Annotated in this window: 26 protein-coding genes; 8 read left to right on the top strand and 18 right to left on the bottom strand. The window is 65.1% G+C overall.

What is annotated here, in order from left to right:
• Positions 1–40: 40 nt before the first annotated feature.
• From gabD to argE, 3 genes are all read right to left on the bottom strand, one after another.
• Positions 41–1,483, bottom strand: a complete 1,443-nt coding sequence (gene gabD / locus ACY8GK_RS16985) for an NADP-dependent succinate-semialdehyde dehydrogenase (RefSeq protein ID WP_462401679.1) — start codon at positions 1,481–1,483, stop codon at positions 41–43.
• Positions 1,484–1,703: 220 nt separating this feature from the next.
• Positions 1,704–3,002, bottom strand: coding sequence for an amino-acid N-acetyltransferase (gene argA / locus ACY8GK_RS16980; protein ID WP_196175040.1), 1,299 nt, complete (start codon positions 3,000–3,002; stop codon positions 1,704–1,706).
• A gap of 129 nt (positions 3,003–3,131) precedes the next feature.
• A complete protein-coding gene (gene argE / locus ACY8GK_RS16975) occupies positions 3,132–4,274 on the bottom strand; it encodes an acetylornithine deacetylase (protein WP_196175041.1) in 1,143 nt (380 codons plus the stop codon).
• Positions 4,275–4,441: 167 nt separating this feature from the next.
• On the opposite strand from argE, the gene ACY8GK_RS16970 reads away from it, so the two are divergent.
• Positions 4,442–5,821: a CYTH domain-containing protein gene (locus tag ACY8GK_RS16970; protein WP_462401678.1), complete on the top strand. Its 1,380-nt coding sequence runs from the start codon at positions 4,442–4,444 to the stop codon at positions 5,819–5,821.
• Here the strand turns inward: ACY8GK_RS16970 and ACY8GK_RS16965 are convergent.
• A complete protein-coding gene (locus ACY8GK_RS16965; RefSeq protein WP_196175045.1) occupies positions 5,810–6,280 on the bottom strand; it encodes an Lrp/AsnC family transcriptional regulator in 471 nt (156 codons plus the stop codon). The two genes, ACY8GK_RS16970 and ACY8GK_RS16965, sit on opposite strands and share 12 nt — an antisense overlap.
• A 125-nt stretch (positions 6,281–6,405) precedes the next feature.
• On the opposite strand from ACY8GK_RS16965, the gene ACY8GK_RS16960 reads away from it, so the two are divergent.
• The 4 genes from ACY8GK_RS16960 (at position 6,406) to ACY8GK_RS16945 (ending at position 9,503) form a co-directional block, all read left to right on the top strand.
• Positions 6,406–6,729, top strand: a complete 324-nt coding sequence (locus tag ACY8GK_RS16960; RefSeq protein ID WP_230375389.1) for a hypothetical protein — start codon at positions 6,406–6,408, stop codon at positions 6,727–6,729.
• 92 nt (positions 6,730–6,821) lie between these two features.
• The gene (locus tag ACY8GK_RS16955) at positions 6,822–8,504 is read left to right on the top strand and encodes a GspE/PulE family protein (protein ID WP_462403036.1); all 1,683 of its coding nucleotides are present in this window, start codon (positions 6,822–6,824) and stop codon (positions 8,502–8,504) included.
• Between the two features lie 92 nt (positions 8,505–8,596).
• Positions 8,597–8,911, top strand: coding sequence for a DUF2388 domain-containing protein (locus ACY8GK_RS16950; protein WP_196175050.1), 315 nt, complete (start codon positions 8,597–8,599; stop codon positions 8,909–8,911).
• Positions 8,912–9,065: 154 nt separating this feature from the next.
• A complete protein-coding gene (locus ACY8GK_RS16945; protein WP_196175052.1) occupies positions 9,066–9,503 on the top strand; it encodes a CBS domain-containing protein in 438 nt (145 codons plus the stop codon).
• On the opposite strand, the gene ACY8GK_RS16940 is transcribed toward ACY8GK_RS16945, so the two are convergent.
• The 5 genes from ACY8GK_RS16940 to ACY8GK_RS16920 form a co-directional block, all read right to left on the bottom strand.
• Positions 9,504–10,142, bottom strand: coding sequence for an NADH:ubiquinone oxidoreductase subunit N (locus ACY8GK_RS16940; RefSeq protein WP_196175055.1), 639 nt, complete (start codon positions 10,140–10,142; stop codon positions 9,504–9,506).
• A 70-nt stretch (positions 10,143–10,212) separates the two neighbouring features.
• Positions 10,213–10,455 (bottom strand): DUF2789 domain-containing protein, encoded by a 243-nt coding sequence (locus ACY8GK_RS16935; RefSeq protein ID WP_462401677.1) that lies wholly within the window; start codon positions 10,453–10,455, stop codon positions 10,213–10,215.
• A gap of 241 nt (positions 10,456–10,696) precedes the next feature.
• Positions 10,697–11,329, bottom strand: coding sequence for a LysE family transporter (locus ACY8GK_RS16930; protein WP_196175059.1), 633 nt, complete (start codon positions 11,327–11,329; stop codon positions 10,697–10,699).
• 65 nt (positions 11,330–11,394) lie between these two features.
• Positions 11,395–11,982: a mechanosensitive ion channel family protein gene (locus tag ACY8GK_RS16925; protein ID WP_196175061.1), complete on the bottom strand. Its 588-nt coding sequence runs from the start codon at positions 11,980–11,982 to the stop codon at positions 11,395–11,397.
• Entirely contained in the window at positions 11,982–13,892 is a 1,911-nt protein-coding gene (locus tag ACY8GK_RS16920) for an ATP-binding cassette domain-containing protein (protein ID WP_462401676.1), read from the bottom strand. Before ACY8GK_RS16920 ends, ACY8GK_RS16925 begins: the two co-directional genes overlap by 1 nt.
• 50 nt (positions 13,893–13,942) lie before the next feature.
• On the opposite strand from ACY8GK_RS16920, the gene ACY8GK_RS16915 reads away from it, so the two are divergent.
• A complete protein-coding gene (locus ACY8GK_RS16915; RefSeq protein ID WP_196175064.1) occupies positions 13,943–14,428 on the top strand; it encodes a TIGR02444 family protein in 486 nt (161 codons plus the stop codon).
• On the opposite strand, the gene ACY8GK_RS16910 is transcribed toward ACY8GK_RS16915, so the two are convergent.
• Positions 14,407–15,348, bottom strand: a complete 942-nt coding sequence (locus ACY8GK_RS16910; protein ID WP_196175067.1) for an AlgP family protein — start codon at positions 15,346–15,348, stop codon at positions 14,407–14,409. The genes ACY8GK_RS16915 and ACY8GK_RS16910 overlap by 22 nt on opposite strands.
• A gap of 141 nt (positions 15,349–15,489) precedes the next feature.
• Here ACY8GK_RS16910 and ACY8GK_RS16905 point away from each other — a divergent pair, with 141 nt between their 5' ends.
• Positions 15,490–16,155, top strand: a complete 666-nt coding sequence (locus ACY8GK_RS16905) for an FKBP-type peptidyl-prolyl cis-trans isomerase (RefSeq protein ID WP_462401675.1) — start codon at positions 15,490–15,492, stop codon at positions 16,153–16,155.
• Positions 16,156–16,164: 9 nt separating this feature from the next.
• Here the strand turns inward: ACY8GK_RS16905 and rsd are convergent, their stop codons facing one another.
• The 7 genes from rsd to ACY8GK_RS16870 form a co-directional block, all read right to left on the bottom strand.
• On the bottom strand, positions 16,165–16,635 hold the full coding sequence (gene rsd / locus ACY8GK_RS16900; RefSeq protein WP_196175071.1) for a sigma D regulator: 471 nt from the start codon (positions 16,633–16,635) through the stop codon (positions 16,165–16,167).
• Positions 16,636–16,866: 231 nt separating this feature from the next.
• Positions 16,867–17,382: a disulfide bond formation protein B gene (locus tag ACY8GK_RS16895; protein WP_196175073.1), complete on the bottom strand. Its 516-nt coding sequence runs from the start codon at positions 17,380–17,382 to the stop codon at positions 16,867–16,869.
• 217 nt (positions 17,383–17,599) lie between these two features.
• Entirely contained in the window at positions 17,600–18,838 is a 1,239-nt protein-coding gene (locus ACY8GK_RS16890; RefSeq protein WP_462401674.1) for a heme biosynthesis HemY N-terminal domain-containing protein, read from the bottom strand.
• Positions 18,835–19,935 carry a uroporphyrinogen-III C-methyltransferase gene (locus ACY8GK_RS16885; RefSeq protein ID WP_462401673.1) on the bottom strand — a complete coding sequence of 367 codons (1,101 nt, stop codon included), beginning with the start codon at positions 19,933–19,935 and terminating at the stop codon, positions 18,835–18,837. The genes ACY8GK_RS16890 and ACY8GK_RS16885 overlap by 4 nt, the downstream gene beginning before the upstream one ends.
• Positions 19,936–19,980: 45 nt before the next feature.
• A complete protein-coding gene (locus ACY8GK_RS16880) occupies positions 19,981–20,748 on the bottom strand; it encodes a uroporphyrinogen-III synthase (protein ID WP_462401672.1) in 768 nt (255 codons plus the stop codon).
• Positions 20,745–21,686 (bottom strand): hydroxymethylbilane synthase, encoded by a 942-nt coding sequence (gene hemC / locus ACY8GK_RS16875; RefSeq protein ID WP_196175077.1) that lies wholly within the window; start codon positions 21,684–21,686, stop codon positions 20,745–20,747. The genes ACY8GK_RS16880 and hemC overlap by 4 nt, the downstream gene beginning before the upstream one ends.
• Before the next feature lie 112 nt (positions 21,687–21,798).
• Positions 21,799–22,545: a LytR/AlgR family response regulator transcription factor gene (locus ACY8GK_RS16870; protein ID WP_196175079.1), complete on the bottom strand. Its 747-nt coding sequence runs from the start codon at positions 22,543–22,545 to the stop codon at positions 21,799–21,801.
• 302 nt (positions 22,546–22,847) lie between these two features.
• Here ACY8GK_RS16870 and argH point away from each other — a divergent pair, with 302 nt between their 5' ends.
• A complete protein-coding gene (gene argH / locus ACY8GK_RS16865; RefSeq protein ID WP_196175081.1) occupies positions 22,848–24,242 on the top strand; it encodes an argininosuccinate lyase in 1,395 nt (464 codons plus the stop codon).
• Between the two features lie 75 nt (positions 24,243–24,317).
• Here the strand turns inward: argH and ACY8GK_RS16860 are convergent, their stop codons facing one another.
• A complete protein-coding gene (locus tag ACY8GK_RS16860) occupies positions 24,318–24,980 on the bottom strand; it encodes a glutathione S-transferase family protein (protein WP_196175083.1) in 663 nt (220 codons plus the stop codon).
• Positions 24,981–25,031: the final 51 nt, after the last annotated feature.

The raw sequence follows: 25,031 nt of genomic DNA, 5'->3' as shown, positions 1-25,031 counted from the left end.
GTCGCTCTCGCGCCCCGCTGGCGAGGTAAAACCTAGACGGTCAGATGCTCAGGCACAGGTACTTGATCTCGAGGTAGTCCTCGATGCCGTACTTGGAGCCTTCGCGGCCAAGGCCCGAGGCCTTGATGCCGCCGAATGGCGCGACTTCGTTGGAAATCAGGCCGGTGTTGATACCCACCATGCCGTATTCCAGCGCCTCGGCGACACGGAACACACGGCTCATGTCACGGGCATAGAAGTACGAGGCCAGGCCGAACTCGGTGTCGTTGGACATGGCGATGACTTCGGCCTCGTCCTTGAAGCGGAACAGCGGTGCCAGCGGGCCGAAGGTCTCTTCCTTGGCCACGGCAGCGGTCTTCGGCACGTCGACCAGGATGGTCGGCTCGAAGAAGTTGCCTTCGATCTGCTTGCCGCCGGACAACACCTTGGCGCCCTTGGACACGGCGTCCTCGATGTGCTCCTGGACCTTGGCGACGGCCTTGCCGTCGATCAGGGGACCTGTGGTGGTGCCGTCTTCCAGGCCGTTGCCGATCTTGAGCTTGGCAACCGCGGCGGCCAGCTTCTCGGCGAACGCGTCGTAGACGCCGTCCTGCACATAGATGCGGTTGGCGCAGACGCAGGTCTGGCCGTTGTTGCGGTACTTGGAGATGATCGCGCCCTCGACCGCCTTGTCCAGGTCGGCGTCGTCGAACACGATGAACGGGGCGTTGCCGCCGAGCTCCAGGGACACCTTCTTGATGTCCTTGGCGCACTCTTCCATCAGTTGACGACCGATCTCGGTGGAGCCGGTGAAGGACAGCTTGCGTACCAGGGAGTTGGAAGTCAGTTCGCCGCCAACCTCGCCGGCGCTGCCGGTGACCACGCTCAGCACACCGGCCGGGATGCCGGCACGGGTGGCCAGCTCGACCAGGGCCAGGGCGGAGTACGGGGTCTGCGAGGCAGGCTTGAGCACCATGGTGCAACCGGCGGCCAGGGCTGGACCTGCCTTGCGAGTGATCATCGCGGCCGGGAAGTTCCACGGGGTGATGGCCGCGGTAACGCCGATCGGCTGCTTGATGACGATCAGGCGCTTGTCGGGCTGGTGGCCAGGGATGGTATCACCGTAGACGCGCTTGGCCTCCTCGGCGAACCACTCGATGAACGAAGCGGCATAGCCGATTTCGCCCTTGGCCTCGGCCAGCGGCTTGCCCTGCTCGGTGGTCATCAGGCGCGCCAGGTCGTCCTGGTGCTCGATCATCAGCTCGAACCAGCGACGCAGCTTGGCCGAGCGCTCCTTGGCGGTCAGCGCGCGCCAGGCTGGCAGCGCCTTGTCGGCGGCCTCGATGGCCCGGCGGGTTTCCGCGCTACCCATCTTCGGCACGGTGCCGATGACTTCGCCGGTGGCCGGGTTGGTCACCTTGATGGTCTGGCCGCTGTCCGCGTCCAGCCATTCACCATCGATGAAGGCTTGCTGGCGGAACAACTGAGCGTCTTTGAGCTGCATGTCGGCTTCCTTAACAGCACCGTGCGGGCACGGAGCGAATTGTCGATTGTTGAAAGGCGCCCCCCACAGGGGGGGCTGCCGTCAGGAATTCACACTGGGCGGGACAACGGCCAGCGCCAGGCATAGAGCGTTTGAAATCTCAAACGAATCGTAAGGGTCTGCTGGGTGGAGAACAATAGGCTGTTCGAAAAAAAGAACGAACGGTTGCACAGGTCCCCGGTCACAAAGTCTTTTCGAAGATCTTGGAATTGCGCTGGTAGTTGTACAGCGATGCCCGCGCCGCCGGCAGCCGCTCTACGCCGCTCGGCGCGAAGCCACGTTCACGGAACCAGTGCGCGGTACGCGTGGTGAGCACGAACAGGGTCTTGAGACCCAACTGCCGGGCCCGGCTCTCGATGCGCTCGAGCAGGTCATCGCCGCGCCCACCGTGACGGTATTCGGGATTCACTGCAAGGCACGCCAGCTCCCCTGCATCGGAGTCGACGATCGGGTACAGGGCCGCGCAGGCGATGATCATGCCATCACGCTCGACCACGCTGAACTGTTCGATCTCGCGCTCGAGCACCTCGCGGGAGCGGCGCACCAGGATGCCCTGCTCCTCGAGCGGGCTGATCAGCTCCAGCAAGCCGCCGACATCCTCGATAGAGGCCTCGCGGACAATCTCGAACTGCTCCTGGGCGACCAGAGTGCCGCCACCGTCACGGGTGAACAGTTCGGTCAGCAATGCGCCATCCTCGGCATAGCTGACGATATGGCTGCGCGCCACCCCGCCCTTGCAGGCCTCGGCCGCCGCATCCAGCAACTCGCCCTGGTAATCGCTACCCAGCCGCTGCAGGTGCGCTGCCACCTGTTGCGGGCGCAGCTCGCGCACCAGTCGACCCTGCTCGTCGAGCAGCCCCGATTCGGCGCCGAACAGCAGCAGTTTATCGGCGCCCAGTTCGATCGCCGCGCGCGTGGCCACGTCTTCGCAGGCTAGGTTGAAGATTTCCCCGGTCGGCGAATAGCCCAGGGGCGAAAGCAGGACGATCGAGCGCTCGTCGAGCAGGCGATTGATGCCCTTGCGGTCGATGCGCCGAACTTCGCCGGTATGGTGGTAGTCGACACCTTCCAGCACGCCGATCGGCCGCGCCGTGACCAGGTTCCCCGAAGCCACGCGCAACCGCGAGCCCTGCATCGGCGAAGCGGCCATGTCCATGGACAGGCGGGCTTCGATGGCGATGCGCAGGTGGCCGACCGCGTCGATCACGCAGTCGAGGGTGGACGAATCGGTGATACGCATCCCGCGATGATAGTGCGCGTTCAGGCCGCGCGCGGCCAGACGACTCTCGATCTGCGGACGCGAGCCATGCACCAGCACCAGGCGCACGCCAAGGCTGTGCAGCAGGACCAGGTCGTGGACGATGTTGCCGAAGTTGGGATGTTCGACGCCGTCGCCGGGCAGCATGACGACGAAGGTGCAATCGCGATGGGCATTGATGTAGGGCGAGGCATGACGCAACCAGTTGACGTATTCAGGCATGAGCGGGGCCTTGTGGGCAGGATGAATGGAAAAGGCACGGCACTTGGCGTACGAAAAGGCTCATCGTCGGAACAGGTTCGGCGTCACGCGCGGGCTCCTCATGTCGGTTCAGGTCGCTTGGATGGACGTTCATTCCAGGCAATAGTGCCGGATCATCTGACGCAATAGACGCACGGTAGGCTCGATGCGTGACATTTCCAGGTATTCGCCGGGCTGGTGGGCACAGGCGATGTCGCCAGGTCCGAGCACCAAAGTCTCGCAGCCCAGCGCCTGCAGGTAAGGCGCTTCGGTGCCAAAGGCCACGGCCTGCGCCCGATGCCCGGTCAGCCGCTCGGCCAGCTGCACCAGCTCGCTGTCGGCCGCCTGTTCGAAAGGCGCCACTTCGGGAAACAGCGGCGCGTAATCGATGCTGACCTCATGCTGTTCGGCCAGCGGTGCCAGCCTGGCGCGGATGGTACCGCGCAGCTGTTCGGGGTCCATGCCGGGCAGCGGTCGCAGGTCGAATTCGAGCGCGCACTGGCCGCAGATGCGGTTGGGATTGTCGCCGCCATGGATGCAGCCGAAGTTGAGGGTCGGACCAGGCACGCTGAACTGTGGATTGTCGTACCGCTTCTGCCACTCCCGACGCAGCCCCATCAGTTCGCCCATCACCGCATGCATGGCTTCCATGGCGCTGCGCCCCAGGGTGGGGTCGGACGAATGCCCGCTGCGGCCCATGATGTCGATGCGCTCCATCATGATGCCCTTGTGCATGCGGATCGGACGCAGCCCGGTCGGCTCGCCGATCACCGCGGCACGCCCCAGCGGCCGTCCGGCCTCGGCCAGGGCACGAGCGCCGGACATCGAGCTTTCCTCGTCGCAGGTGGCGAGGATCAGTAGCGGGCGCTTGAAATCATGCTCCAGCAATGGCTGCACGGCTTCGATGATCAGCGCGAAGAAGCCCTTCATGTCGCAGCTGCCCAGGCCGACCCAGCGGCCATCGATCTCGGTCAGCTTCAGCGGGTCGCTGCGCCACAGCTGCGCATCGTAGGGCACGGTATCGCTGTGCCCAGCCAGCACCAGGCCACCCGGCCCGGAACCACGAGTGGCCAACAGGTTGAACTTGCCGGGGCTGACGGTCTGGATCTCGCACTGGAAGCCCAGGTCGGCGAGCCAGCCGGCCAGCAGCTCGATGACCTCGGCGTTGGACTGATCCAGGGCAGGCTGGGTGCAACTGACCGAGGACGTGGCGATCAGGGCGGCGAACTGGTCTTTGAGCGGCGGCAAAGGCATGCGCATTCTCCTCTCGAGCGGCCCCCATCATAGGTCCATCCGGCGCCGCGAATAAACCGTGCAAGCCTGTCTGCTGTACACTCGTCGAGTCTGACGAAGCTCGTTTGCCGATGCGAACCTTCGGTAGATGCCGTAGGCACCCACCCCTGAGCCTGGATCACCCCGCGATGCACAAAGAAACCGAACTCAAACTGCGCGCCAGCCGCGAGACCCTCGACGCCCTGCGTGAGCACCCCCTGCTGAAGAAGCGCAACAAGTCCGGCTGGCAGACGCGCCAACTGCTCAACCAGTACTTCGACACGCCCGAGCGCGACCTCGCCGCCGCCAAGGTCGCCCTGCGCCTGCGCCGCGATGGCGACGTCATCATCCAGACCCTCAAGTGTCGCGGCCAGAGCGTGGCGGGCCTGTCCGAGCGCAACGAGTACGAATGGCAACTGGACAAGGTCAAGCTGGATTTCAAGAAGCTCGACGGCAGCTGCTGGCCACAACAGCTCGAGCAGCTCGACAAGAAGACCATCAAGCCGCTGTTCACCACCGACTTCACCCGCGAATTCGCCGAGATCGCCTGGGGTCGTGGCAAGCACAAGGTAGTGATCGAGGCCGCGCTGGACCAAGGCTCGGTGAGCGCGGGCAAGTGCAAGGAAGCCATCAGTGAACTGGAACTGGAGCTGCGCGAAGGTCCAGCCGAGGCGCTGCTCGAACTGGCCGCCGAACTGGCCGCCAGCCTGCCACTGATGCCCTGCGACATCAGCAAGGCCGAGCGTGGCTATCGCCTGCTCGATCCGGACAGCTACTCGCTGGAGCTGCCCGCCGCCGCCTTCGATGCCCAGACCCCCCTCGACGATGCCTTCGCCGCTCTGGCCTGGCAGCTGCTGGGCAGCAGCCAGCGCCTGGCCGAACAGTACCGGCATAACGGCCACTGGCGCCTGCTGCAGGACTGGGTCCAGTGCCTGGGTGAGCTGCGGGCCTTGGCCAGCACCCTGGGCCAGGCCGCGCCACGCGCCACGACCCGTGCGCTGCGCGGCAGCCTGGATGCCTTGCTCGAGGACTGGCGTCCGTTGGTGCTGGCTGGCAACGAAGACGAAGACGTACGCCGCGTCGCACCCGAACAGTTCGCCGAAGAACTGCTCGACACGCGCTGGGGACAGTTCTCCCTGGAAACCTCCCGCTGGCTGCTGGCTCGCGCCTGGACCGTCGACAGAAGTGGTCGTGGCGACCGCCAGGGCAAGGCGCAACTGGGCAACTGGCTGGCACACCTGCTGGCCGAGGAAGCCCGCCAGCTGCAACTGCCCTTGTATCAGCGTCAGCCCGAGGACCTGGCCGAACAGTTGCCGCGGATCGAGCGCTTGCTGGCCTGGCTGCACCACGCTCGCCAGGTGCTCGAGATCCCGCAGCTCGACCGCCTCTACGGCGAGCTGAACAAGCTGTACCAGCTGGCCAATCAACCGCTGGACGAAAACGTCCTGGCCGCGCGGGTCGAGCAGACGCTGGCGGTGAACCAGAGCCGTGCCTGGAAACACCTGCTCAAGCCGGCTTCAGCGAACTAAGGGCAGGCTGGTGGTGGCCTTGATCTCCGACAGGGCCACGATCGAGTTGACCTCCTGGATACCAGGGACATTCGACAGTTTCTCGAAGAAGAAGCGCTCGTAGGCTTCGATGTCCTGGGTCACGATTCGCAGCATGAAGTCGACCGCGCCCATCAGCACATGACATTCCAGCACTTCCGGAAACCCTCGGATCGCCTCGGTGAATTCGGCGAAGTTGGAACGACCATGGGCGTTGAGCTTGACCTGCGCGAAGATCTGCGTATTGAGTCCGACCTTCTTGCGGTCGAGCAGGGTCACCTGGGCGCGGATCACCCCCTCTTCCTTCAGGCGCTGGATCCGGCGCCAGCATGGCGACTGGGAAAGGCCGACACGCTCGGCTATCTGCGCGCTGGACAGCGAAGCGTCCTCTTGTAGCAAGGCAAGGATACGACGATCGTAGGCATCCAGCTCTCCATGCATTTTCTTTTCTCCAGATCTGGATTGCACAAATTGTTCAAGTCGCCATGCCGGCATTCACGCTAGATAGTAGCGAAACAATACCTGGATTGGCGTGCCAGAATGCTGCATCACCTGCGGAGAGCACCATGTCCAATCTCGAATGGCCACAAACCCCTCCACGTCCGGACCCCGGGTCGACCGGCGCCCCGCACCAGAACGTGCGCTATCGGCTTCAGGTCGAGGCCGAACCGGACAGCCTGTGCCGCATACTCAACCTGTTCGCCCTGCAATCGCTCACACCCCATCATGTGCAGGCGTGCCAGCAGGACGACCTGCTCGAGGTGAGCATCGGCGTGAGCGGCCTGAGCTGGCACCGGGCCGAACTCATTGCACACAAGATGCGCAACCTGATCTGTGTCGGCGAAGTCAGCCTGCAGCCAGGCACTGACCTGATCAGCGCCTGCGCCTGAATCGCAAGATCCGGTAACCGTTGCCGACGGCACTTTCATCTCGCAGGGGCTAGGCTTGCCGTCGAATTGGTACCGACGAGGCAAGGATGCCCATGTATGCTCGCGACGACGGCTTTCTCGACATGAACCTGCTGCTCGATGGCCTGGCCGCGACCGGTCGCCTGGATGCAGACCAGGTTCGCCTGGCACGCAGCGACCGGCCAGAGGGCCTCCACCCGCTAGAACAGATTGCCGAGCTTACCCTGGAGGACCGCCAGCGGCCCGGTCGACGCCTGGACCTGGACACCCTCTGCCAATGGCTGGCCGAGCGGATCGGCGTGCCTTATCTGCGCCTGGACCCCATGCAGGTCGACCTGGCCCAGGTGGCCGGACTGATATCGGCCGGCTTCGCCCAGCGCCATGACATCCTCGCCGTGGCGGCCGACCCCTCGGCGATCACCATCGCCAGCGCGCAGCCCTACCGGCGCGCCTGGGAAGCGGACCTGGCCAACGGCCTGGGGCGGCCGATCAGACGGGTCCTGGGCTGTCCGCGACAGATCCGCCAGCTGCGCCAGACCCTGTTCAGCCTGGCAAGCTCGGTCCAGGGCGCCAGCCAGCAACAACTCACCGGCCTGAACGAGCTGGAACAACTGCTCCAGCTGGGCAACCGCCAGCTCGACGCCAGCGCAGACGACGCCCACATCGTGCACATCGTCGACTGGATCCTGCAGTACGCCATCGAGCAACGTGCCAGCGACATACACCTGGAGCCTCGCTTCGACCAGGCCCGGCTGCGCTATCGCATCGACGGCCTGCTTCATCAGGTCTATGCCTTCGCGACTGGCGTCGCCCTGGCATTGGTCAGCCGGCTCAAGCACCTGGCCCGCATGGATGTCGCGCAGAAGCGTCGCCCTCAGGACGGCCGTTTGAAGACACGACTGCCTGGCGGCGAGGAGGTGGAACTGCGCCTGTCGACCTTGCCCACGCCTTTCGGTGAAAAGCTGGTCCTGCGCCTGTTCGATCCGTTGCAACTGGAACAAGGGCTGGCCGGGCTTGGCCTGGACAGCCCCCTGCTGGAGCGCTGGCAGCAGCAGCTGCGACAGCCCCATGGCCTGGTCCTGCTCACCGGTCCGACCGGCTCCGGCAAGACCAGCACCTTGTATGCCAGCCTGAGATGGCTGGCGTCGCCGACGCTGAACCTGTGCACCATCGAAGACCCCATCGAGCGGCTGGAGCCGGCCTTCAACCAGCTGCAAGTCCAGCCAGGCATCGGCCTGGACTTCGCCAACGGTGTGCGCGCCCTGCTGCGCCAGGATCCCGACGTGATCATGATCGGCGAAATCCGCGACGCGAGCACTGCCCAGGTGGCGGTCCAGGCGGCGCTGACCGGCCACCTGGTGCTGTCCACCCTGCACACCAACGACGCCTGCAGCGCGATCACCCGTTTGCTGGAGCTGGGTGTCGCCGAATATCTGCTCAAGGCCACGCTGCTCGCGGTGATGGCACAGCGCCTGGTACGCATGCGCTGTGCGTCCTGCCAAGGCGCTGCGAGCCGCCTCTCGCAGGCCTGCGTGGTGTGTCGCGGCACGGGCTACCACGGGCGTACCGGGTTGTTCGAGCTGCTGGTACTGAGCGACAGCCTGCGCGCCAGGATCGGTCCCGGCATCGACCTGCCCGCGTTTCGCCGGCAGGCCAGGGCCGAAGGCATGCAGGACTTGCGTCGCTGTGGCGCGGACAAGGTCGCGCGTGGCATGACCTGCGACCAGGAAGTACTGCGAGCCTGCTGCCAGGGCTGATCGCGCTTCCAGACAGGCGCATCCGGGAACCTGATCGGCCATCCAGGATCAAACCGCTCGCCCCCAACCCCCTATCCTTCGAGGTGATCACCATGCGTTTGAAAATCGCCATCGCCGCAGCGGCCCTGTGCACGCTTCCGCTCGGCTCCGCCATGGCAGACGGCTTCTGGCGCGATGTCATATCTTCTGGCGCTACCACGGCTTCTACCTACCTGACCTTCAAGGACCACAAGCTGATCGTCGCCGCCCAGGATGATGCCGGCAGCTACGTGGCGAGCCAGGGGGCGATTCGCGGCCCCTACCTTGAAGCGGCGATGCAGAAAGTCCGTGCCGACAACCCAGGCCTCGAGGCCAGCGACATGCAGCTGGCCAACGCCATCCTGGCGCACAGCGCAGTCGCCGAGTGAACCTGCCACGGCCAGGCGAGCAACCTGGCCACGTCCTGAATCGGCCTGATGACGTTTTCTATCGGGTCGATGCCGCTTTATGCATTGCCTGGATGCGACGCCTGCGGGATGCTCTGGTCGAACGTCAGCCCTCAACACTGCTGCAGAGATCGTCATGAAGAACGTCGAAGAAATACTCAAGGCCAAGGCAGAGCACCACAGCGTATATACCATCGGCCCGGACGACTCGGTACTCGATGCCCTGAAGATGCTTGCCGAAAGAAACGTGGGTGCCCTGCCCGTGGTCCAGAACGGGCAAGTGGTCGGGATCGTCAGCGAGCGCGACTATGCTCGCAAGCTGGTGCTCAAGGGCCGTTCTTCCGCAGCCACGCCGGTACGCGACATCATGAGCGCCCCGGTGGTCACGGTCGAACCCAAGCACAACCTCGAATACTGCATGAACCTGGTGACCAATCGCCACTTGCGTCACCTTCCGGTGGTGGCCAATGGCGAGCTGATCGGTCTGCTATCGATCGGCGACCTGGTCAAGGAAACCATTGCCGAGCAAGCTGGCCTGATCCTCCAGCTCGAACAGTACATTCGCGGCGAATGATCAGTGGTAGGCGCGCTCCAGCTCGTCGAGCTGGTGCTCGAAGCTGCGCAGGCGCGCCGACCATGTATAGACCAGCACCTCGATATCGCGATTGAGCACGGTAGTGCTTGCGAACCGCTCCGCTGGCGGCTCGCCCAGGTCGAGCTGGTAACGTTCCCTGGCCATCGCGCTCGCCACGCTGGACAGGTCACGGGCATTGGCCTGCCAGTGGTGACGGCTGTCATGGACTTCGCGATCCAGCTCGCGGCATTGGCGCTTGAGCTCGTCCAGGCTCTGCTCCACTGGCGTGCCACGCAACTCGCCCATGACCTCTTCGAAGGTCCGGCTGGAATGCCAGTAGCTTCCCCAGAAATAGCGATCGAACACGGTTTCGACCCGGCGCAGGGCCACCTTGGTGTTCCAGATGGTCACCAGGGTATGCCCCTGGCGCAGTTCGCGCCTGTCGAGCTTGAGGTGCTGCCAGGCGATCCAGGCCAGGGTAGCCAGTGCCGCTGCCACCGTCACGGCGGCGGCAGCATAAAGGAACTGCATGGCATGCTGCAGTTGATAGGCGTGCCGGATACCGAAGAAGTAGCCAGCGGTCAGGGTGCCCAGGATCACCACGGCGCACCAGAAAGCCGGTGCATAGGGATCTTTCATGACCTCATCCCCCGCGTCGTTTTCCTGAGCATAGCAACGCCGAATCAGCCCATCAGGTGCCGCTCGGCGCTTATTTCTTGCGTGGGTGGAGTGCCTCGTTCAACTGGTCGATCATGACGATCCAATCCGAATCGGCAATGTAGTTTTCCTTGAGAAATGCGCGCTGCGAGTCACTCCAGAAAGGCGCGTCCACCAATTTCACATCGTCGTCCAGGGGCGAATGCGTGGTGATGAACCGTTCGATCTCGACCGGATCGTCGGGCAGGCCCAGTTGCTTGAAGATCTCGGAAAACGGATGGATCGGTGCGTCCATGGTGCCTCCTTGAGCCGGTACGCCTGCATGAGGACTGCCCGGCGATGGGTTGGATGAGCCTCCCTGGGCGAATCGAGGACACTCAGGAAGAATCCGGGCCAGGAACGACCTGCCCTTGGAGAGGTAGACAACGGAGCGGCGCCTTGAGCTCGATCGGGATGGCGACAGCCATCCAAGGGTTGCCTGTTCTGCACGCTATGGCCCAGGGTGGCGGCACGGCCTCGGGCGAGGCCGGAGATCTTCAGAGCGGTGTGCGGCGAATCGTCGCCAGCAAGGTCGCCGCGCCGATGAACAAGCCGGCGAAGGTCCGGTTCATGCGCCGCTGCTGGCGAGGCGTGCGCAGCAGACGCAACACGCGCGCGGCGAGCCCGGTGTAGCCAGCCATCACCAGCAGGTCGACGGCGACCATGGTGACGGCGATCGTCACGTACTGGGGCAGCAGTGCCTGGCGCGGATCGATGAACTGCGGCAGCACCGCCAGCATGAAGACCAGCGCCTTGGGATTGCTGACGTTGACCAGGAAACCCCGCAGCACCAGGTTCATCGGCCTGCTCACCGGCGCCGCCGCCGCGCTTTCGCCCAGGTCGGCGGGCAAGGCTCGCCATTGCTTGATCGCCAGCCACAGCAGGTAGCCGACACCGAACCACTTGATGATCTGGAACGCGGTAGCCGAGGTGGCCAGGATCGCCCCGACGCCCGCGGCGATGATCGCGATCTGCAGCACCAGGCCCAGCTGCAAGCCCAGGGCGTTCCAGTAGCCGCGCCAGAAACCATGCTGCAAGCCGCTGGACATCGAAGCGATCGCGCCAGCGCCGGGTGACAGGCTGATCACCCAGCACGCGGCAAGGAATGCCAACCAGGTTTCCATGGACATCGCTCACCTCCCTCGATAGTAGACACATCATACGGCCAGCGGCATCGGCGCTCGCCAGCGATCGATCAATCCCCAGGAACCGCGGCGTCCCTGGTCAGGGCATGGGTTTCGGCGCCACGCCAACGACGAACGGACTTCTGGAAGAACTGGCTATTGGGTATCTGCACCAGCGCGCCACCCGCCTCGGGCGTTTCGATCAAGGTGGTGAACAGCAGGTTGATCGCGATCACCCGCCCTTTCACGCCCGGCTTGTCGAGGGTTTCCACCAGTTCGACCACATCGCCGATACGGAAGGGCCCCACGGTGAAGATCAGTACCGCGCAGAGCAGGTTGGACAATACGCTCCACATCGCGAAGAAAGCCACGGCGGCGACCGCGACGAACCCGGAAAGCGCGGTCCAGAGCACGGTGGCGGAAACCCCGAGGCGTTCGAGCACGAACAGTACGGCACTGCCCATGATCAGCCAGCGCAGGCCGCCACGCACGGGCAGCAGCAGTTCCGGCGGCAGTGGATAGCGCTCGCCCAGGCGGCTCAGGCAGCGCCCGACGAAGCGTTGCAGGACGAAAGCGGCCACCAGGATCAGGAGGATCTGCACACCCAGCCAGAACGGCTCCATCCACAAGCCGGGCAGCAAGGCATGCAACGCTTCCATCAGGACAGCGCCTCCAGCTCGGCCTGCAGGCTCTCGAGAAGCTCCAGGGCCTCCATCCAGGCCTCTTCCAGCTCGCCTTCGCGCTGCTTGAGGGCGCTCTGGCGAGCCAGCAGCTCGCGCAGCTGGTCCTTGCGAGCGGCTTCGTAAAGCCCGCTGTCACCCAGCGCGGACTCTATTTCACCCAATTGCTTGTGCACCTGGCCAAGTTCACCTTCGAGCTTCTCGGCGGCGCGCTTGTGCGGCGCCAATTGCTGGCGAAGCGCCGCGGCAGCCTGGCGCTGGGCCTTCTTGTCGGTCTTGTCCGGATTGCCCGAGGCATTGGCGACCGGCGCGTTGCGCTGTCGATACTCGATCAGCCAGCGACTGTAGTCGTCCAGGTCACCGTCGAACGCCTCGACCTTGCCATCGGCCACCAGCAGGAAATCGTCCGTGGTGCTCTTGAGCAGATGACGATCGTGGGAAACCACCACCACCGCGCCGGAAAACTCCTGCAAGGCCATGGTCAGCGCCAGGCGCATTTCCAGGTCCAGGTGGTTGGTCGGTTCGTCGAGCAGCAGCAGGTTCGGGCGCTCCCAGGCGATCAGCGCCAGGGCCAGGCGGGCCTTCTCGCCACCGGAGAAATTCACCACCGGTTCGTCGACACGGTCGCCACGGAAGTCGAAGCCACCGAGGAAGTCGCGCAGGGTCTGTTCGCGCTCGGCAGGCGCCAGACGCTGCAGGTGCAGTAGCGGGCTGGCCTTGTCGTCGAGGGAGTCGAGCTGATGCTGGGCGAAATAGCCCACGGCGAGGTTTTCGCCACGCAGCAGGCGCCCGCCCAGCGGCTGGAGTTCCCCGGCCAGGTTCTTGATCAAGGTCGACTTGCCCGCGCCGTTGGGGCCGAGCAGGCCGATGCGCGCACCAGGCACCAGCTGCAGCTTGACCTTTTCTAGGACCACCTTGTCACCATAGCCGAGACGGCCCTCGGCCAGGTCCAGCAAGGGGCTGGAGATCCTTTCGGACTCGCGGAAGCTGAAGTCGAATGGCGAGTCCACATGCGCCGCCGACAGTTCTTCCATGCGTTCCAGCGCCTTGATCCGGCTCTGCGCCTGGCGCGCCTTGGTGGCCTGGGCACGGAAGCGGGCAATGTACTTTTCCATGTGCGCGCGACGGGCCTGCTGCTTCTCGTAGGCCTGTTGCTGCTGCGCCAGACGCTCGGCGCGCGTGCGCTCGAAGGCGGTATAGCCGCCTCGATAGAGATTGAGCTTGCGCTGTTCCACATGGACCACGTGATCGACCACCGCATCGAGGAAATCGCGATCGTGGGAGATCAGCAGCAAAGTGCCCGGATAACCCTTGAGCCAGTCCTCCAGCCAGAGGATCGCATCGAGGTCCAGGTGGTTGGTCGGCTCGTCGAGCAGCAGCAGGTCGGAGGGGCACATCAGCGCCTGCGCCAGGTTCAGGCGCATCCGCCAGCCACCGGAAAAGTCCCCGACCCGACGGTCCATCTGCTCGCTGGCAAAGCCCAGGCCGGCCAGCAGCTTGCGTGCGCGAGCGTCCGCGGTGTAGCCATCGGCGCTTTCCAGCTCGCTGTGCAAGCGGGCCAGCGCGGTACCGTCCTGGGCCGTCTCGGCGACGGCCAGCTCGGCCTGGACCTGGCGCAGGCGACCATCGCCGTCCAGCACATAGTCCACGGCCAGCCGGTCGAGGGTGTCGACTTCCTGGCGCATGTGCGCGATGCGCCAGTCGGCCGGAATGCGACAATCCCCGCCGTCCGGCGACAACTCGCCGCGCAGCAGGGCGAACAGGCTGGATTTGCCGGCACCGTTGGCGCCGATCAGGCCGGCCTTGTGACCGGCGTGCAAGGTCATCTCGGCGCCTTCTAGCAAGCGCTGCGGACCACGCTGTAAAGTGAGGTTGGATAGTCTGATCATGATGGTCGCGGAGTCTACCAGCTTCCACGATCACTGGCGCGAGTCGAACGATGCACACCGACCTTTGGAATCATGCAGTGGCCTTGTATGCCCGGCCAGGCGTCGAAATGGCCTGTCTCGAATTGCAGGCCCTGGGCTGCGATGTCTGCCTGCTGCTGTGCGGCACCTGGCTGCAGGCGCGTCAGGTCATGCCCGATGCCGTGCGCGCGCAGGCCTTGCGCGAGATCACGCGGGCCTGGCAGCACGACGTGGTGGAGAAACTGCGCGCGATACGTTCGAGCTGGCGCGAGGCTGCAAGCCAGGACGCGCAACTGGCTGGCTTGCGCGAACAGGTCAAGGCCCTCGAACTGCAAGCCGAACGTATCCAGTTGCACAGGCTGCAAGCGCTGGCGACGGCCTGGCCGTCGGCCCCACAAGCGCCTGCAGGCGACTGGCTGGCCTGGCTCGCCGCGGACCGGGCGCGTGGCCACGCAGCGCTGCACAGGCTGCGCGACATGGCCAGGCAAATGCGCGATCAGCCGTTAGACGACGACTGAGCCGAACTGTCGGCAACCGATTTGGAAACGTCCGCATCCGCGACTGGCGCCGGTGTCGCGGACTCTGCCAGGGGCGTCGCGGAGCCGTTGCCCACCGAACGCTGCGCCCCTTTCGAGACGGTTGGCTTGCGTGGGGCCTGGGGCTTGCGCTTGCCAGACATCGATCCGCCGGCCGCCGGCCGGTCGCTGCTGCTCGCGGCGCCGGACCTGGCCGCGGGGACGTTGGTCGAAGCGCCCCTGGCACGGCTGGCCCGGATGCCCGCGCCGCTCGGCGCGGACGCTGCGCTGGTGGTTTTCCTGCTTGCCGAGGCACTCGCGGGCGCAGCCTTGCGCGCCCCTTTGGCTGGCGCCGGCTCGACGCCAGGCCCAGCCGCCTTGGCAGCAGTCCTCGCGGTTGGCGTCTTGCGGGTCCTGGGCTGGGCCTCTTGGGCAGCCGATGCGGCAGCGCCGGTCCTAGTGGCAGGCGCCTTCCTGGTGGCACGCCTGGCTGGACCCTGAGCCTGCGCATCAAGGTCGCGCTCTCGCTGCTCCAGCGCCTGGGCGGCGGCCTCGCGCACCTTGCCCACGCCCTGGGCAATCTTCAGACTGTCCTCGACATCGCGCTTGAGACCCTGGATATAGTGGCGGGTATCGGTCTGCCGGGACTTGAGCGAGTCGAGCAGTTCTTCGAGTTCATCGATGGCACGCTTGGCCTTGCCTTGCGCCTTGGATTTGCCAGCAGCGGCGGCATCCTGCAGCTTCAGGCGCGAGTCATGAAGCTTTTCCTGTGCCTTGCCGCGTTGCTTTTCCAGCTTGGCCAGCAGTTTTTCCGCATCCGTGAGCGCCTGGGAGCAGGCTTGCTCAAGATGGTCGAGCAAGCTACCTGAAAGTTGCTGAAGCAGATGCAAAGGCGTACTGACGGGTTTCTTCTTCGCCGACATGGTCGACCTCCTGGCTGACAAGATGCGTTCATACTAGGCTGCCGCCGCAGTCACTGCCAAGGCAACCTGACATCACGACAGGCCAAACGTGTCCGACGTCCGGACGAGCCTGTCTCCATCTGATCATCGCGGGAGTCGCGTGTGTTCCGTTACCTTGCCATCAGTCTTGTCCTGGTCGCTTCATCGAGCCTGGCCGCGCCTGAACCGACGGTGTCCCAGGAGCAGGAGCTGGCCTACAGCGTAGGCGCCAGCCTCGGCCAGCGGTTACGCCAGGAAATGCCGGGTCTGCCACTGGATTCGCTAGTGGAGGGTTTGCGCCAGGCTTACCAGGGGCAACCCCTCAAGCTCGAGGCCGCACAGATCGAGGCGCTTCTCCAGCAGCACGAAGAACAGGCCGCGGCGGTTGGCGAACTGGCACGGAGCCGGCAACTCGAAGCCAGCGAAGCGACATTCATGGCTGACGAGCGGGCGCGCCCTGGCATGCACGAGCTCGAGCAGGGCGTACTGTACAGCGAACTGGTGCCCGGCAACGGCGCGCAACCCACCGCTGGCGGACGAGTACAGGTGCGCTATACGGGCCGGCTGCCAGATGGCACGGTATTCGACCAGAACCAGCAGCCGCAATGGTTCAGGCTCGACGCGGTGATCGCCGGGTGGCGAATCGCCTTGCCACGGATGAAGAGCGGAGCGAAGTGGCGACTGGTGATCCCATCGGCGCTGGCATACGGGGCCGAGGGCGCCGGAGACCTCATCGCGCCCTATACGCCTCTTGTATTCGAGGTCGAACTGCTCGCCATCGACGACTGACCGCGACTGTCAGGCCTGGACGGCGTCTTCCTGCCGGTGCGCGTTATGCAGCACTTCGATCAGGCAATCCTCCAGTTCGAAGCGCTCGTCCAGCAGGCTGCCAAGCTCGGCAAGCTTTCGGGCGAAGCGCTCGGCGTCGGTGCATTCGCCCTTTTCACAGTTGTCGTTGAAGGCCAGCGCGATCTGGGTAATGTCATCGATGCGTGGGTTGAGCTGCTCGGCCACGCCCAGGGCGCCCTGGTCGCCGAAGGCCTTGGCTTCGCTGACCAGTTGCTCGCAGACCTCGAAGTGCCAGGCCGAGACATAGTCGACGAGAATCTCGCAGAAGCTTCCGTTATGCGCCTTGTCGGCGAACGCCGGCTTGGTGTCGCGCAAGGCGCTGTATGCCTCGACCAGTTCCTGGCGCTCTGCCAGCCAACGGTCGATCAGCTTGTGTACCCCGCCCCAGCGCTCCTGGGCATTCTGACAACTATCGAGCATGACGATATCTTCCTTCTGGGTAATGCCGCTGCACCTGATGGCGCCAGCGCGCCGCGACCAGGTGGGGTCAGCAGGACGGCATCGAGCAGTTGTGGTTTCAGTATGCGTGCAGGGCAGAGTATTCCCGCCCATGCTGCCCTTCAAGGTACGCAGGGGAGAATGTTCATACAAGCGTTTGATGGCTCGGCAGGCTGCCACTGGTCGAACAGCGCCTCTGCGCCGTGGCGCAGGTCATTCCAGAGCGGAGCGCCCCAAGCGTATCGACAGATCGGCAAGCAGGCGTGACAAGGGCAGCAAGGCCAGCAGCAGGAAAGCCAGCAGGCTCCATTCAGGCAGGGTCAGATCGAGAAAGCTCCAGCTCGTCGAAACGCATTCCGGCCCTTCGAGCACCAGCGCCTTGAGCGATTGGACCAGCCCGGACAGCCCGCCTGCGCTGGCAGCCTGCTCGCAAGGCAACCCCAGCTCACCCGCCGCGCCGTGCAGCCAGACCTGCCGCGCGGCCAGCGCCGCTCCGCTGCCAGCGAAGAGCAGGGCCAGGCCGGCGTAGCCGTGCGCGCCCTTGCGGCCAGGCGCCTGGATCGCCATGCACAGGCATGCCAAGGCATAGCCACCGAGCAGCACCCGCTGTGAATGGCACAGGTTGCAAGGCAGGCCGGTGTTGGATTCAAGGTAGAAGCTGGCGATCAGCATCGACAGCGCAGCCAGAAATGCCGGGAAGTAAAGTGAACGCAAGCGGGCCAGCGACATTTATCAAGTCCTGGAATGACTGGGGGACCGAGGAACGTTAGATGAAAGACGCTGTTTGTTTCAAGGCGCTACAGTGCAGATAAATCGCTGATTAGTAGGGAAAATTACTTAATTTAAGTAAGAATTTTCCCAAACGGTGCCGAAGCGTCTCGGCACGCAGGAAGAAATGCTTCCCAAGCCAGGCGAACCCGCGCCTGCACGCGGGCTCGCGAGCCTCTCAGGCCTGGATCTTTTCGGGCAGTGGAAGCGTCAGCAGGCGCTCGTCCAGAAGCCCCAGCCCTTCCTCGAACAGTTGGTTGCTGCGCCTGGTTTCGCCGAGGCTGGCGAGCAGGCGGGCCAGCTCGGCGCAGGTTTCCGGGTTGCGCTGCACGCGCAGGCTGCTTTCCAAGTAGTCGCGAGCCTTGCCCCAGAGCTGATTGCGCAGGCACAAGCGACCTAGCGTGAGCAGCAGGCCGGGATCGTCTGCATGTTCCTTGAGCAAGCCCTCGGCGAACTGCAACTGCCGCGCCGGATCCTCGCCACGCACCAGTCCGTAGAGTCGCGCCAGATGGCTTTCGTACTGCCGCTTGAGCGCCGTGCGCAGCACCTGCTCGGCGTCGGTCTGGGCATCCATCTGGCGTAACTGTTCGGCATAGGCCAGCAGCAGTTGCGGTTCCTGGCGCTGCGCCGAGCCAAGCGCCTGCCAGGCTGCTTCGAGCGATTGCCGAGCCGCCTGGGTATCGGTACCGCGGGTCGACGCCAAGGTCAGGTTCTGCCCCCAGGCCCGCTGTTCCAGTTCGGCGAGTTCACTGGCTGACAGTACCTTGTGCTTGCGCAACTCCGGGAGCAGGTGAATCAGCGACGGCCAGTCGCCTCGGCTCACGTGCAGGCGTTGCAACAGCCGCAGGACCTGGGTGTTGCCTGGGTAGCGGGCCTGCATGGCCTGCAAGGTTTCCAGGGCCTGTTCGTTGTCGCCCCGATCCATCTGCAATTGGGCATGAGCCAGGGCGATGCCCAGTTCAGCCTGGGGCTGGCGCTCCAGCGCCCGCTCGAGCAGGCTGTCGCTGTCTTCGCGGCGGCCGAGTTCGTTGGCCGCGCGGGCCGCGCCCAGGTAGAAGAGCAGCGGCTGGCGCTCGGCTTCGGCGGCGCGCTGCAAGTGGCGCTGGGCACTGGCCCAGCGGCCTTCGGCCAGGTCCAGCTGGCCCTGCTCGATGGCCAGTCGAGTGCGACGGCTGCGGTTGCGCCGTGACCATGGATTGACGACACCGCTGGAGACCAGCACCAGGCCGACCAGGTAGCGCACCAGCAGGGCCAGCAGCACGACCGCCAGCAGCAGGCCAAGCGCTGCCCACAGGCCGGACTGGTAGCGGAAGCCGCCATAGGCGATCAGCACGTAGCCGCTGTGCTTGGCGATGGCGATACCCAGCGCCGCGGCCACGACGATGGCGATGACCGCCAGCAGGTAGACGCGCTTCATGGCTTGGCCCCCTCGCTTTCCGCCGGCAGATGACGTCGCGCGATGTAGGCCTGTACCGCCGCGAGGCTCTCGGCCAGGTCCGGGACTTCGACCGCGACCGGTTCCTCGGCCAGACGGTTGAGGCTATCGAGCATGGCCTGGCTTTGCGGGTTGTCGGCATTGAAGTTGGCCAGCAGGACGCTGCGCGCATCATCCAGCGCCTGGGCGTAGACCTTGGCCTGGCCATTCAGCGCCGCCCACTGGGCCTGCTCGATGGTCAGGCTCAGGGCCAGGCGCAACTGGTTGAGCGATTGTCCTGCCAGCAGCGGCCGGACGTTGTCATCGGCGCTGAAATCGATCTGGAAATACTTGGCGATCTCGGACCACCACTGCGACCAACGGCTGGCGCCGTCGCCATCGGAAGTCAGGGCGCCCATGGCATCGGCGCCGCTGTCGAAGTCCGGCGACTGCGCGCTGAGCTGCTGCGCCAGCTCACGCTGCGCGGCAAGCTTGAGGAACAGCCCGGTACGATCTGGCTGGCGGGTACTGTTGAGCGTGGCCAGGCTGCGGGCCAGTTGCTCGCGAGCGGCGAAGGCAGCCGGATCGCTCTGCTCGCGAAGGATCTCGTCGGCCCCTTCGACCAGCGCCCGCGCGCTATCGATGTCCTGCAGCGCCGACAGACGCAGGGTAGCCAGGCGCAACAAGTGCTCGGCCTCGGCCAGGCGCCAGTCCTTGCGGCTGGCGCCCAGGACCGTCTCCAGGCGCTGGCTGAGACGTTGCTGGTCGCCCTGCAACTGCGCGACCAGGCGCCGACGGTCTTCCAGCTCGCTGGCTGCCGGCAGGCTGGCCAGTTGCGAGGTGATCTGCTGCTCGCGCTGCTGCAGGGTCTCGGTGCGCTCGCTCAGCGCCTGCAGGTGCTGGCCCTGGCCTTGCTCGCTGCCCTGCAGCTGGCGTACCTGCCACACCCCCCAGCCGCCTGCCGCGGCGCCTACCGCGCCGAGCAGCAGGGCGAGCACCGCCAGCCCGTTGCCAGCGCGTCGCGGCTGCGGGCCAGGTCTGGTTTCCGGTGTCTCGGGCACCGATTGCCGTTCATTGTTGGACAAGACAGTTTCGCTCACGTATCCATCCTTTGCATTGGGGCGCGTCGCACGAGCGCTTGGCGCCTAAGAGGCAGGTACAGCGCTGCGCTGCACGGCTGCCATCAAGGCCGCGGTACTGGCACCGCGGCAATCCACAACGTTATGGGCACCCGCCTCGCGCGCTCGGGCCGCGACTCGTGGGCTGGGCACGAAGAGCGGAAACTGCGAAAGGCGCGGCCAGTCGCCGCCCGCCAGGTATTGCAAGTGCTCGAGGCCTTGCCCACTGCTGACCACCAGGCCATTGAGGCGTTCCCCGTCGATCAGCCGCGCCAGGGTACCAGCTGGATAGTCAGGCAACCGGCGGCGATACAGTTCCAGATATTCGACACTAGCACCTTGCTCTGCAAGACGCTCGGCCAGCAGTTCACGACCTCCTTCGCCGCGCACGATCAACACCCGCGACGAAGCTGCGCCGATCGATTGGCGCAGCGCCGCCAGGCCCAGCAGGGCTTCGCTGTCGTCCCCGGCAGGTGGAAAGTGCACCGTCACCCCATGCGCCTCGAGCACTTGCGCCGTGCCGGCGCCTACGCTGAACCAGGCCGTGGTCGGCAGCGCCAGGCCCAGCGTGGCCAATCGCTCGGTCAACAAGCGCGCGGCCGGCTTGCTGACGACGATGATCGCCTGGTAGCGATCCAGGCCATGCAGGGTATCGGCATGCACCTGGTTGGCAGCCAGCGGCTCGATCGCCAGCAATGGCAGGCTGCGGCTGAAGATGCCGGCCCCGGCCAGCGCCTGGGCTTGCGCGGCGCACTCCTGCGCCGGCCTGGTCAGCAGCAGGCGCCAGCTGTTCACGAGTGACCGGCCTCGCCGTAGACGACCCGGAGGATTTCATCGGCGCCTTGCGCCAGCAGGTTCTCGGCCACCTCGACCCCCAGCGCTTGCGCGCTGGCCCTCGGCCCGCGCGCCTCGGCGGCCAGAATCAGACCACCATTGGGCTGGCCGACCAGGGCGCGCAACCACAGCTCGTCGCCCTCCAGTACCGCGTAGCTGGCGATCGGCACCTGGCAACCGCCGTTCAGGCGCTTGTTGAGCGCACGCTCGGCCACCACGCAATCGGCCGTGTCCAGGTGATGCAAGGGGGCCAGCAGCGCCTGGATATGGCTGTCGGCGCTGCGGCATTCGATGCCCACCGCACCCTGGCCACCTGCCGGCAGGCTGTGCTGGATGTCGAGGCTGGAGGTGATGCGTGCCTGGAAACCAAGCCGGATCAGGCCGGCGGCAGCGAGGATGATCGCGTCATAGTCGCCGGCATCGAGCTTGGCCAGGCGGGTGTTGACGTTGCCCCGCAGGAAGCGGACCTGCAGATCGGGCCGCATGGCCAGCAGCTGGGTCTGGCGACGCAGGCTGGAGGTTCCGACGATGCTCCCAGGTGGCAGCTCGGCCAGGCTGGCGAAGCGGTTGGAAACGAACGCATCGCGCGGGTCTTCCCGTTCGCAGATGCAATACAGGCCCAGCCCCTCGGGAAAATCCATCGGCACGTCCTTCATGGAATGCACGGCAATGTCCGCTTCATGCTCGAGCAGCGCGGTTTCCAGTTCCTTGACGAACAGACCCTTGCCGCCGATCTTCGACAACGGCGAGTCGAGCAGCTTGTCGCCGCGGCTGACCATGGGCACCAGCGATACCACGAGCCCTGGATGAGCCGCCTCGAGGCGGGACTTTACATGCTCGGCCTGCCAGAGGGCCAAGGCACTTTTGCGAGTGGCGATACGGATTTCGCGAGTGGACATGGAGCGCCCCGAACGAGAGAAATACCGCCGATGATAACAGCTCCGCCCAGGGAACTAGCAGCGCTGGCTCATCTGCGCCGTCCCTGGCCAGGCTCGACGGCCGCTCGCGCGCCTACAGCGCCTGCATGATCTTGCGCAGGCCGGCCACATGCCGACGGCTCACCGTCAGGGCATCACCCTCGAGGCCCCTGAGGAACAGCTGGAAATGCCCGAGCGGCGTGCGTTGCAGACGCTCGATACGCTCCAGCGCGACCAGGGCATTGCGATGAATGCGCACGAAGCGTCCGTCGAACTCGTCCTCCAGTGCCTTGAGCGGTTCGTCCAGGAGTACTTCGCCCCCGTCATGGCGCAGGGTCACGTATTTGTGGTCGGCGATGAAATAGATCACCTGCCCCAGCGGGATCAGCTCGATGCCCTTGCGGGTGCGGGCACTGATGTGACTGCGTGGTCCGGCACCGCTCTCGTTGGCTGGCCGGGTCAATGCGGCCAGTTGAGTCCGGTTCGGCCGCTCGGCCTTGCGCAAGGCTTCGCGCAGCGCCTGCGCCTGCACGGGCTTGGTGACATGGCTGAGGGTACTGCCGCGGAACACCTGGCGGGAGGTTTCATCGTCCTCCATGCAGAACACCACGGCAGGCGGGGCCTCGCGTTCGCACAGCCGGGCCGCGACCTGCAGCCCATCGAGGCCTGGCATCGCGATGTCCAGCAGGACGACATCGGGCTTGAGGCTATCGATCAGGGCCAGGGCTTCCTCGCCGCTGGTGGCGCCAGGCTCCAGCACGGTATACCCCTCCAGTTCGCCGAGCAGGCGGCTCAGGCGCTCACGGGATTGGGATTCGTCATCAACGATCAGGACATTCATATTGCGCTGGATTCCTGAATGAGTCTCGCGACTGGCTGGCATGTCGGTGTACAAAGGATCGACACCACGGTCCACGCTCAGACCAACGCGATGGCCAAAGATTCATTGGGCCGGCAGCCTGCCGACCCCTCTGTCCAACTGTAGACGGTCCGTGGAACACTGCCGTTCAATCGTAGATGGCCGCTGTTCCGACAGCCTGCGTCGCTGGCGGGCATTCTCTTGCCCGTTGCCCTGCGGCCAGCAGTGCAACCCTGCTATGATCGGCGCCAAGTTTTCCAGATCACGCCAGCTACGAGTGAATCATGAGCACCGACAAGACCAACCAGTCCTGGGGCGGCCGTTTCAGTGAGCCCGTCGACGCCTTCGTCGCCCGCTTCACCGCTTCGGTCGACTTCGACAAGCGCCTGTATCGCCACGACATCATGGGTTCGATTGCCCACGCCACCATGCTGGCGCAGGTCGGCGTACTCGACGAGGCCGAACGCGACAGCATCGTCGACGGCCTGCGAACCATCCAGGAAGAGATCGAGGCGGGCAAGTTCGACTGGCGCGTCGACCTGGAAGACGTGCACATGAACATCGAGGCACGCCTGACCGAGCGCCTCGGCATCACCGGCAAGAAGCTGCATACCGGCCGCAGCCGCAACGACCAGGTGGCGACCGACATCCGCCTGTGGCTGCGCGACGAGATCGACCTGATCCTCGCCGAGATCACCCGGCTGCAGAAGGGGCTGCTGGAACTGGCCGAGCGCGAGGCCGAAACCATCATGCCTGGCTTCACCCACCTGCAGACTGCCCAGCCGGTCACCTTCGGTCATCACCTGCTGGCGTGGTTCGAAATGCTCTCGCGTGACCACGAGCGCCTGGTCGACTGCCGTCGTCGTACCAACCGCATGCCACTGGGCAGCGCCGCCCTGGCCGGAACCACCTACCCGATCGACCGCCAGCTGACCTGCAAGCTGCTCGGCTTCGAGGCCGTGGCGGGCAATTCCCTGGACGGTGTCTCGGACCGGGATTTCGCCATCGAATTCTGCGCCGCGGCCAGCCTGGCGATGATGCATCTGTCGCGCTTTTCCGAGGAGCTGGTGCTATGGACCAGCGCCCAGTTCCAGTTCATCGACCTGCCCGATCGTTTCTGCACCGGCAGCTCGATCATGCCGCAGAAGAAGAACCCGGACGTGCCTGAACTGGTGCGTGGCAAGAGTGGACGGGTGTTCGGCGCCCTGACCGGGTTGCTGACCCTGATGAAGGGCCAGCCGCTGGCCTACAACAAGGACAACCAGGAAGACAAGGAACCGCTGTTCGACGCGGCCGACACCTTGCGTGACTCCCTGCGTGCCTTCGCCGACATGGTGCCTGCGATCAAGCCGCGCCATGCAGTCATGCGCGAGGCGGCCCTGCGTGGTTTCTCCACCGCCACCGACCTGGCCGACTACCTGGTACGCCGCGGCCTGCCCTTCCGCGATTGCCACGAGATCGTCGGCCACGCGGTGCGCCATGGCGTCGAAACCGGCAAGGACCTGGCCGAGATGAGCCTGGAAGAACTGCGCCAGTTCAGCGACCAGATCGAGCAGGACGTCTTCGCCGTGCTGACCCTCGAAGGTTCGGTCAACGCCCGCAACCACATCGGCGGAACGGCACCGGATCAGGTCCGCGCCGCCGTCGCTCGCGGCAAGGCGCTGCTGGCCTCGCGCTGAAGCGCATTCCATGCCGTTCGCGCGCCTGGCCATTGGTAGTCCAGGCGCGCGAACGGCTCGGCAGCGAACGACGCTTCAGCGCCTGGCGCGCATCTTTTCCAGGAAGGCTGGCATCAGCGCCTCCTTGTCGGCGGTGATCCTGGCCATGTTCGGACCCTTGCGCAGTTGCTCGAGCAATGCGCTGGCCTGCGGGAAGTCGGCCAGCAGGTCCAGGTTCAACACCTGCTTGCCGACCGCCGCGGCAAGGTCCACCGAGAAGCAGAACATCACGTCCGCCAAGGTCATCTGCTCGCCGCCGACGAAGGGTGCGAAACGCCCGTTGCGCTTGAGCGTGGCGAATCCGGCCAGCAGGTCGGCGCGGGCCTTTTCCTTGACCAGCGGCTCGACCGCCTGGCCAAAGAAGGCTTCTGCGTAGCAGGTACGCGCGGGCAGTTCGATGTACAGTTCGATCTGCTTCATCAGCTCGTGCACCTTGGCCTGGGCGAACGGGTCCTGGGGCAGCAATGCCTTGCCACCGCCCTCGCTGCGCTCGATGTAGTCGAGGATCACGCTGGTCTCGCTGAGATAGCCATGTTCGGTTTCCAGCACCGGCACCTTGCCTCGAGGGCTGACCGCCAGCGCCTGGGGCGTCTGTTCGGGGAAGAACAGGACTTCCTCGAAAGGCACGCCTTTTTCCAGCAGTGCCAGCTTGACCATGTTGTAATAGTTGCTGACGGGAAATCCGTGAAGCTTGAGCATGGGACAGCCTCCAGGCCGTAAGGGAAATGGCTGGGCAGTTATAGACCGCGC

The organism is Pseudomonas sp. Marseille-QA0332 (assembly GCF_054950175.1).
The sequence above is the reverse complement of the archived record's forward strand: the minus strand, read 5'-3'. Positions and strand labels throughout refer to the sequence as shown.

Excerpts from the sequence above, each read along its gene's own strand:
- gabD (WP_462401679.1), bottom strand. The coding sequence starts at position 1,483 with ATGCAGCTCAAAGACGCTCAGTTGTTCCGCCAGCAAGCCTTCATCGAT.
- argA (WP_196175040.1), bottom strand. The coding sequence starts at position 3,002 with ATGCCTGAATACGTCAACTGGTTGCGTCATGCCTCGCCCTACATCAAT.
- argE (WP_196175041.1), bottom strand. The coding sequence starts at position 4,274 with ATGCCTTTGCCGCCGCTCAAAGACCAGTTCGCCGCCCTGATCGCCACG.
- ACY8GK_RS16970 (WP_462401678.1), top strand. The coding sequence starts at position 4,442 with ATGCACAAAGAAACCGAACTCAAACTGCGCGCCAGCCGCGAGACCCTC.
- ACY8GK_RS16965 (WP_196175045.1), bottom strand. The coding sequence starts at position 6,280 with ATGCATGGAGAGCTGGATGCCTACGATCGTCGTATCCTTGCCTTGCTA.
- ACY8GK_RS16960 (WP_230375389.1), top strand. The coding sequence starts at position 6,406 with ATGTCCAATCTCGAATGGCCACAAACCCCTCCACGTCCGGACCCCGGG.
- ACY8GK_RS16955 (WP_462403036.1), top strand. The coding sequence starts at position 6,822 with ATGTATGCTCGCGACGACGGCTTTCTCGACATGAACCTGCTGCTCGAT.
- ACY8GK_RS16950 (WP_196175050.1), top strand. The coding sequence starts at position 8,597 with ATGCGTTTGAAAATCGCCATCGCCGCAGCGGCCCTGTGCACGCTTCCG.
- ACY8GK_RS16945 (WP_196175052.1), top strand. The coding sequence starts at position 9,066 with ATGAAGAACGTCGAAGAAATACTCAAGGCCAAGGCAGAGCACCACAGC.
- ACY8GK_RS16940 (WP_196175055.1), bottom strand. The coding sequence starts at position 10,142 with ATGAAAGATCCCTATGCACCGGCTTTCTGGTGCGCCGTGGTGATCCTG.
- ACY8GK_RS16935 (WP_462401677.1), bottom strand. The coding sequence starts at position 10,455 with ATGGACGCACCGATCCATCCGTTTTCCGAGATCTTCAAGCAACTGGGC.
- ACY8GK_RS16930 (WP_196175059.1), bottom strand. The coding sequence starts at position 11,329 with ATGTCCATGGAAACCTGGTTGGCATTCCTTGCCGCGTGCTGGGTGATC.
- ACY8GK_RS16925 (WP_196175061.1), bottom strand. The coding sequence starts at position 11,982 with ATGGAAGCGTTGCATGCCTTGCTGCCCGGCTTGTGGATGGAGCCGTTC.
- ACY8GK_RS16920 (WP_462401676.1), bottom strand. The coding sequence starts at position 13,892 with ATGATCAGACTATCCAACCTCACTTTACAGCGTGGTCCGCAGCGCTTG.
- ACY8GK_RS16915 (WP_196175064.1), top strand. The coding sequence starts at position 13,943 with ATGCACACCGACCTTTGGAATCATGCAGTGGCCTTGTATGCCCGGCCA.
- ACY8GK_RS16910 (WP_196175067.1), bottom strand. The coding sequence starts at position 15,348 with ATGTCGGCGAAGAAGAAACCCGTCAGTACGCCTTTGCATCTGCTTCAG.
- rsd (WP_196175071.1), bottom strand. The coding sequence starts at position 16,635 with ATGCTCGATAGTTGTCAGAATGCCCAGGAGCGCTGGGGCGGGGTACAC.
- ACY8GK_RS16895 (WP_196175073.1), bottom strand. The coding sequence starts at position 17,382 with ATGTCGCTGGCCCGCTTGCGTTCACTTTACTTCCCGGCATTTCTGGCT.
- ACY8GK_RS16890 (WP_462401674.1), bottom strand. The coding sequence starts at position 18,838 with ATGAAGCGCGTCTACCTGCTGGCGGTCATCGCCATCGTCGTGGCCGCG.
- hemC (WP_196175077.1), bottom strand. The coding sequence starts at position 21,686 with ATGTCCACTCGCGAAATCCGTATCGCCACTCGCAAAAGTGCCTTGGCC.
- ACY8GK_RS16870 (WP_196175079.1), bottom strand. The coding sequence starts at position 22,545 with ATGAATGTCCTGATCGTTGATGACGAATCCCAATCCCGTGAGCGCCTG.
- argH (WP_196175081.1), top strand. The coding sequence starts at position 22,848 with ATGAGCACCGACAAGACCAACCAGTCCTGGGGCGGCCGTTTCAGTGAG.
- ACY8GK_RS16860 (WP_196175083.1), bottom strand. The coding sequence starts at position 24,980 with ATGCTCAAGCTTCACGGATTTCCCGTCAGCAACTATTACAACATGGTC.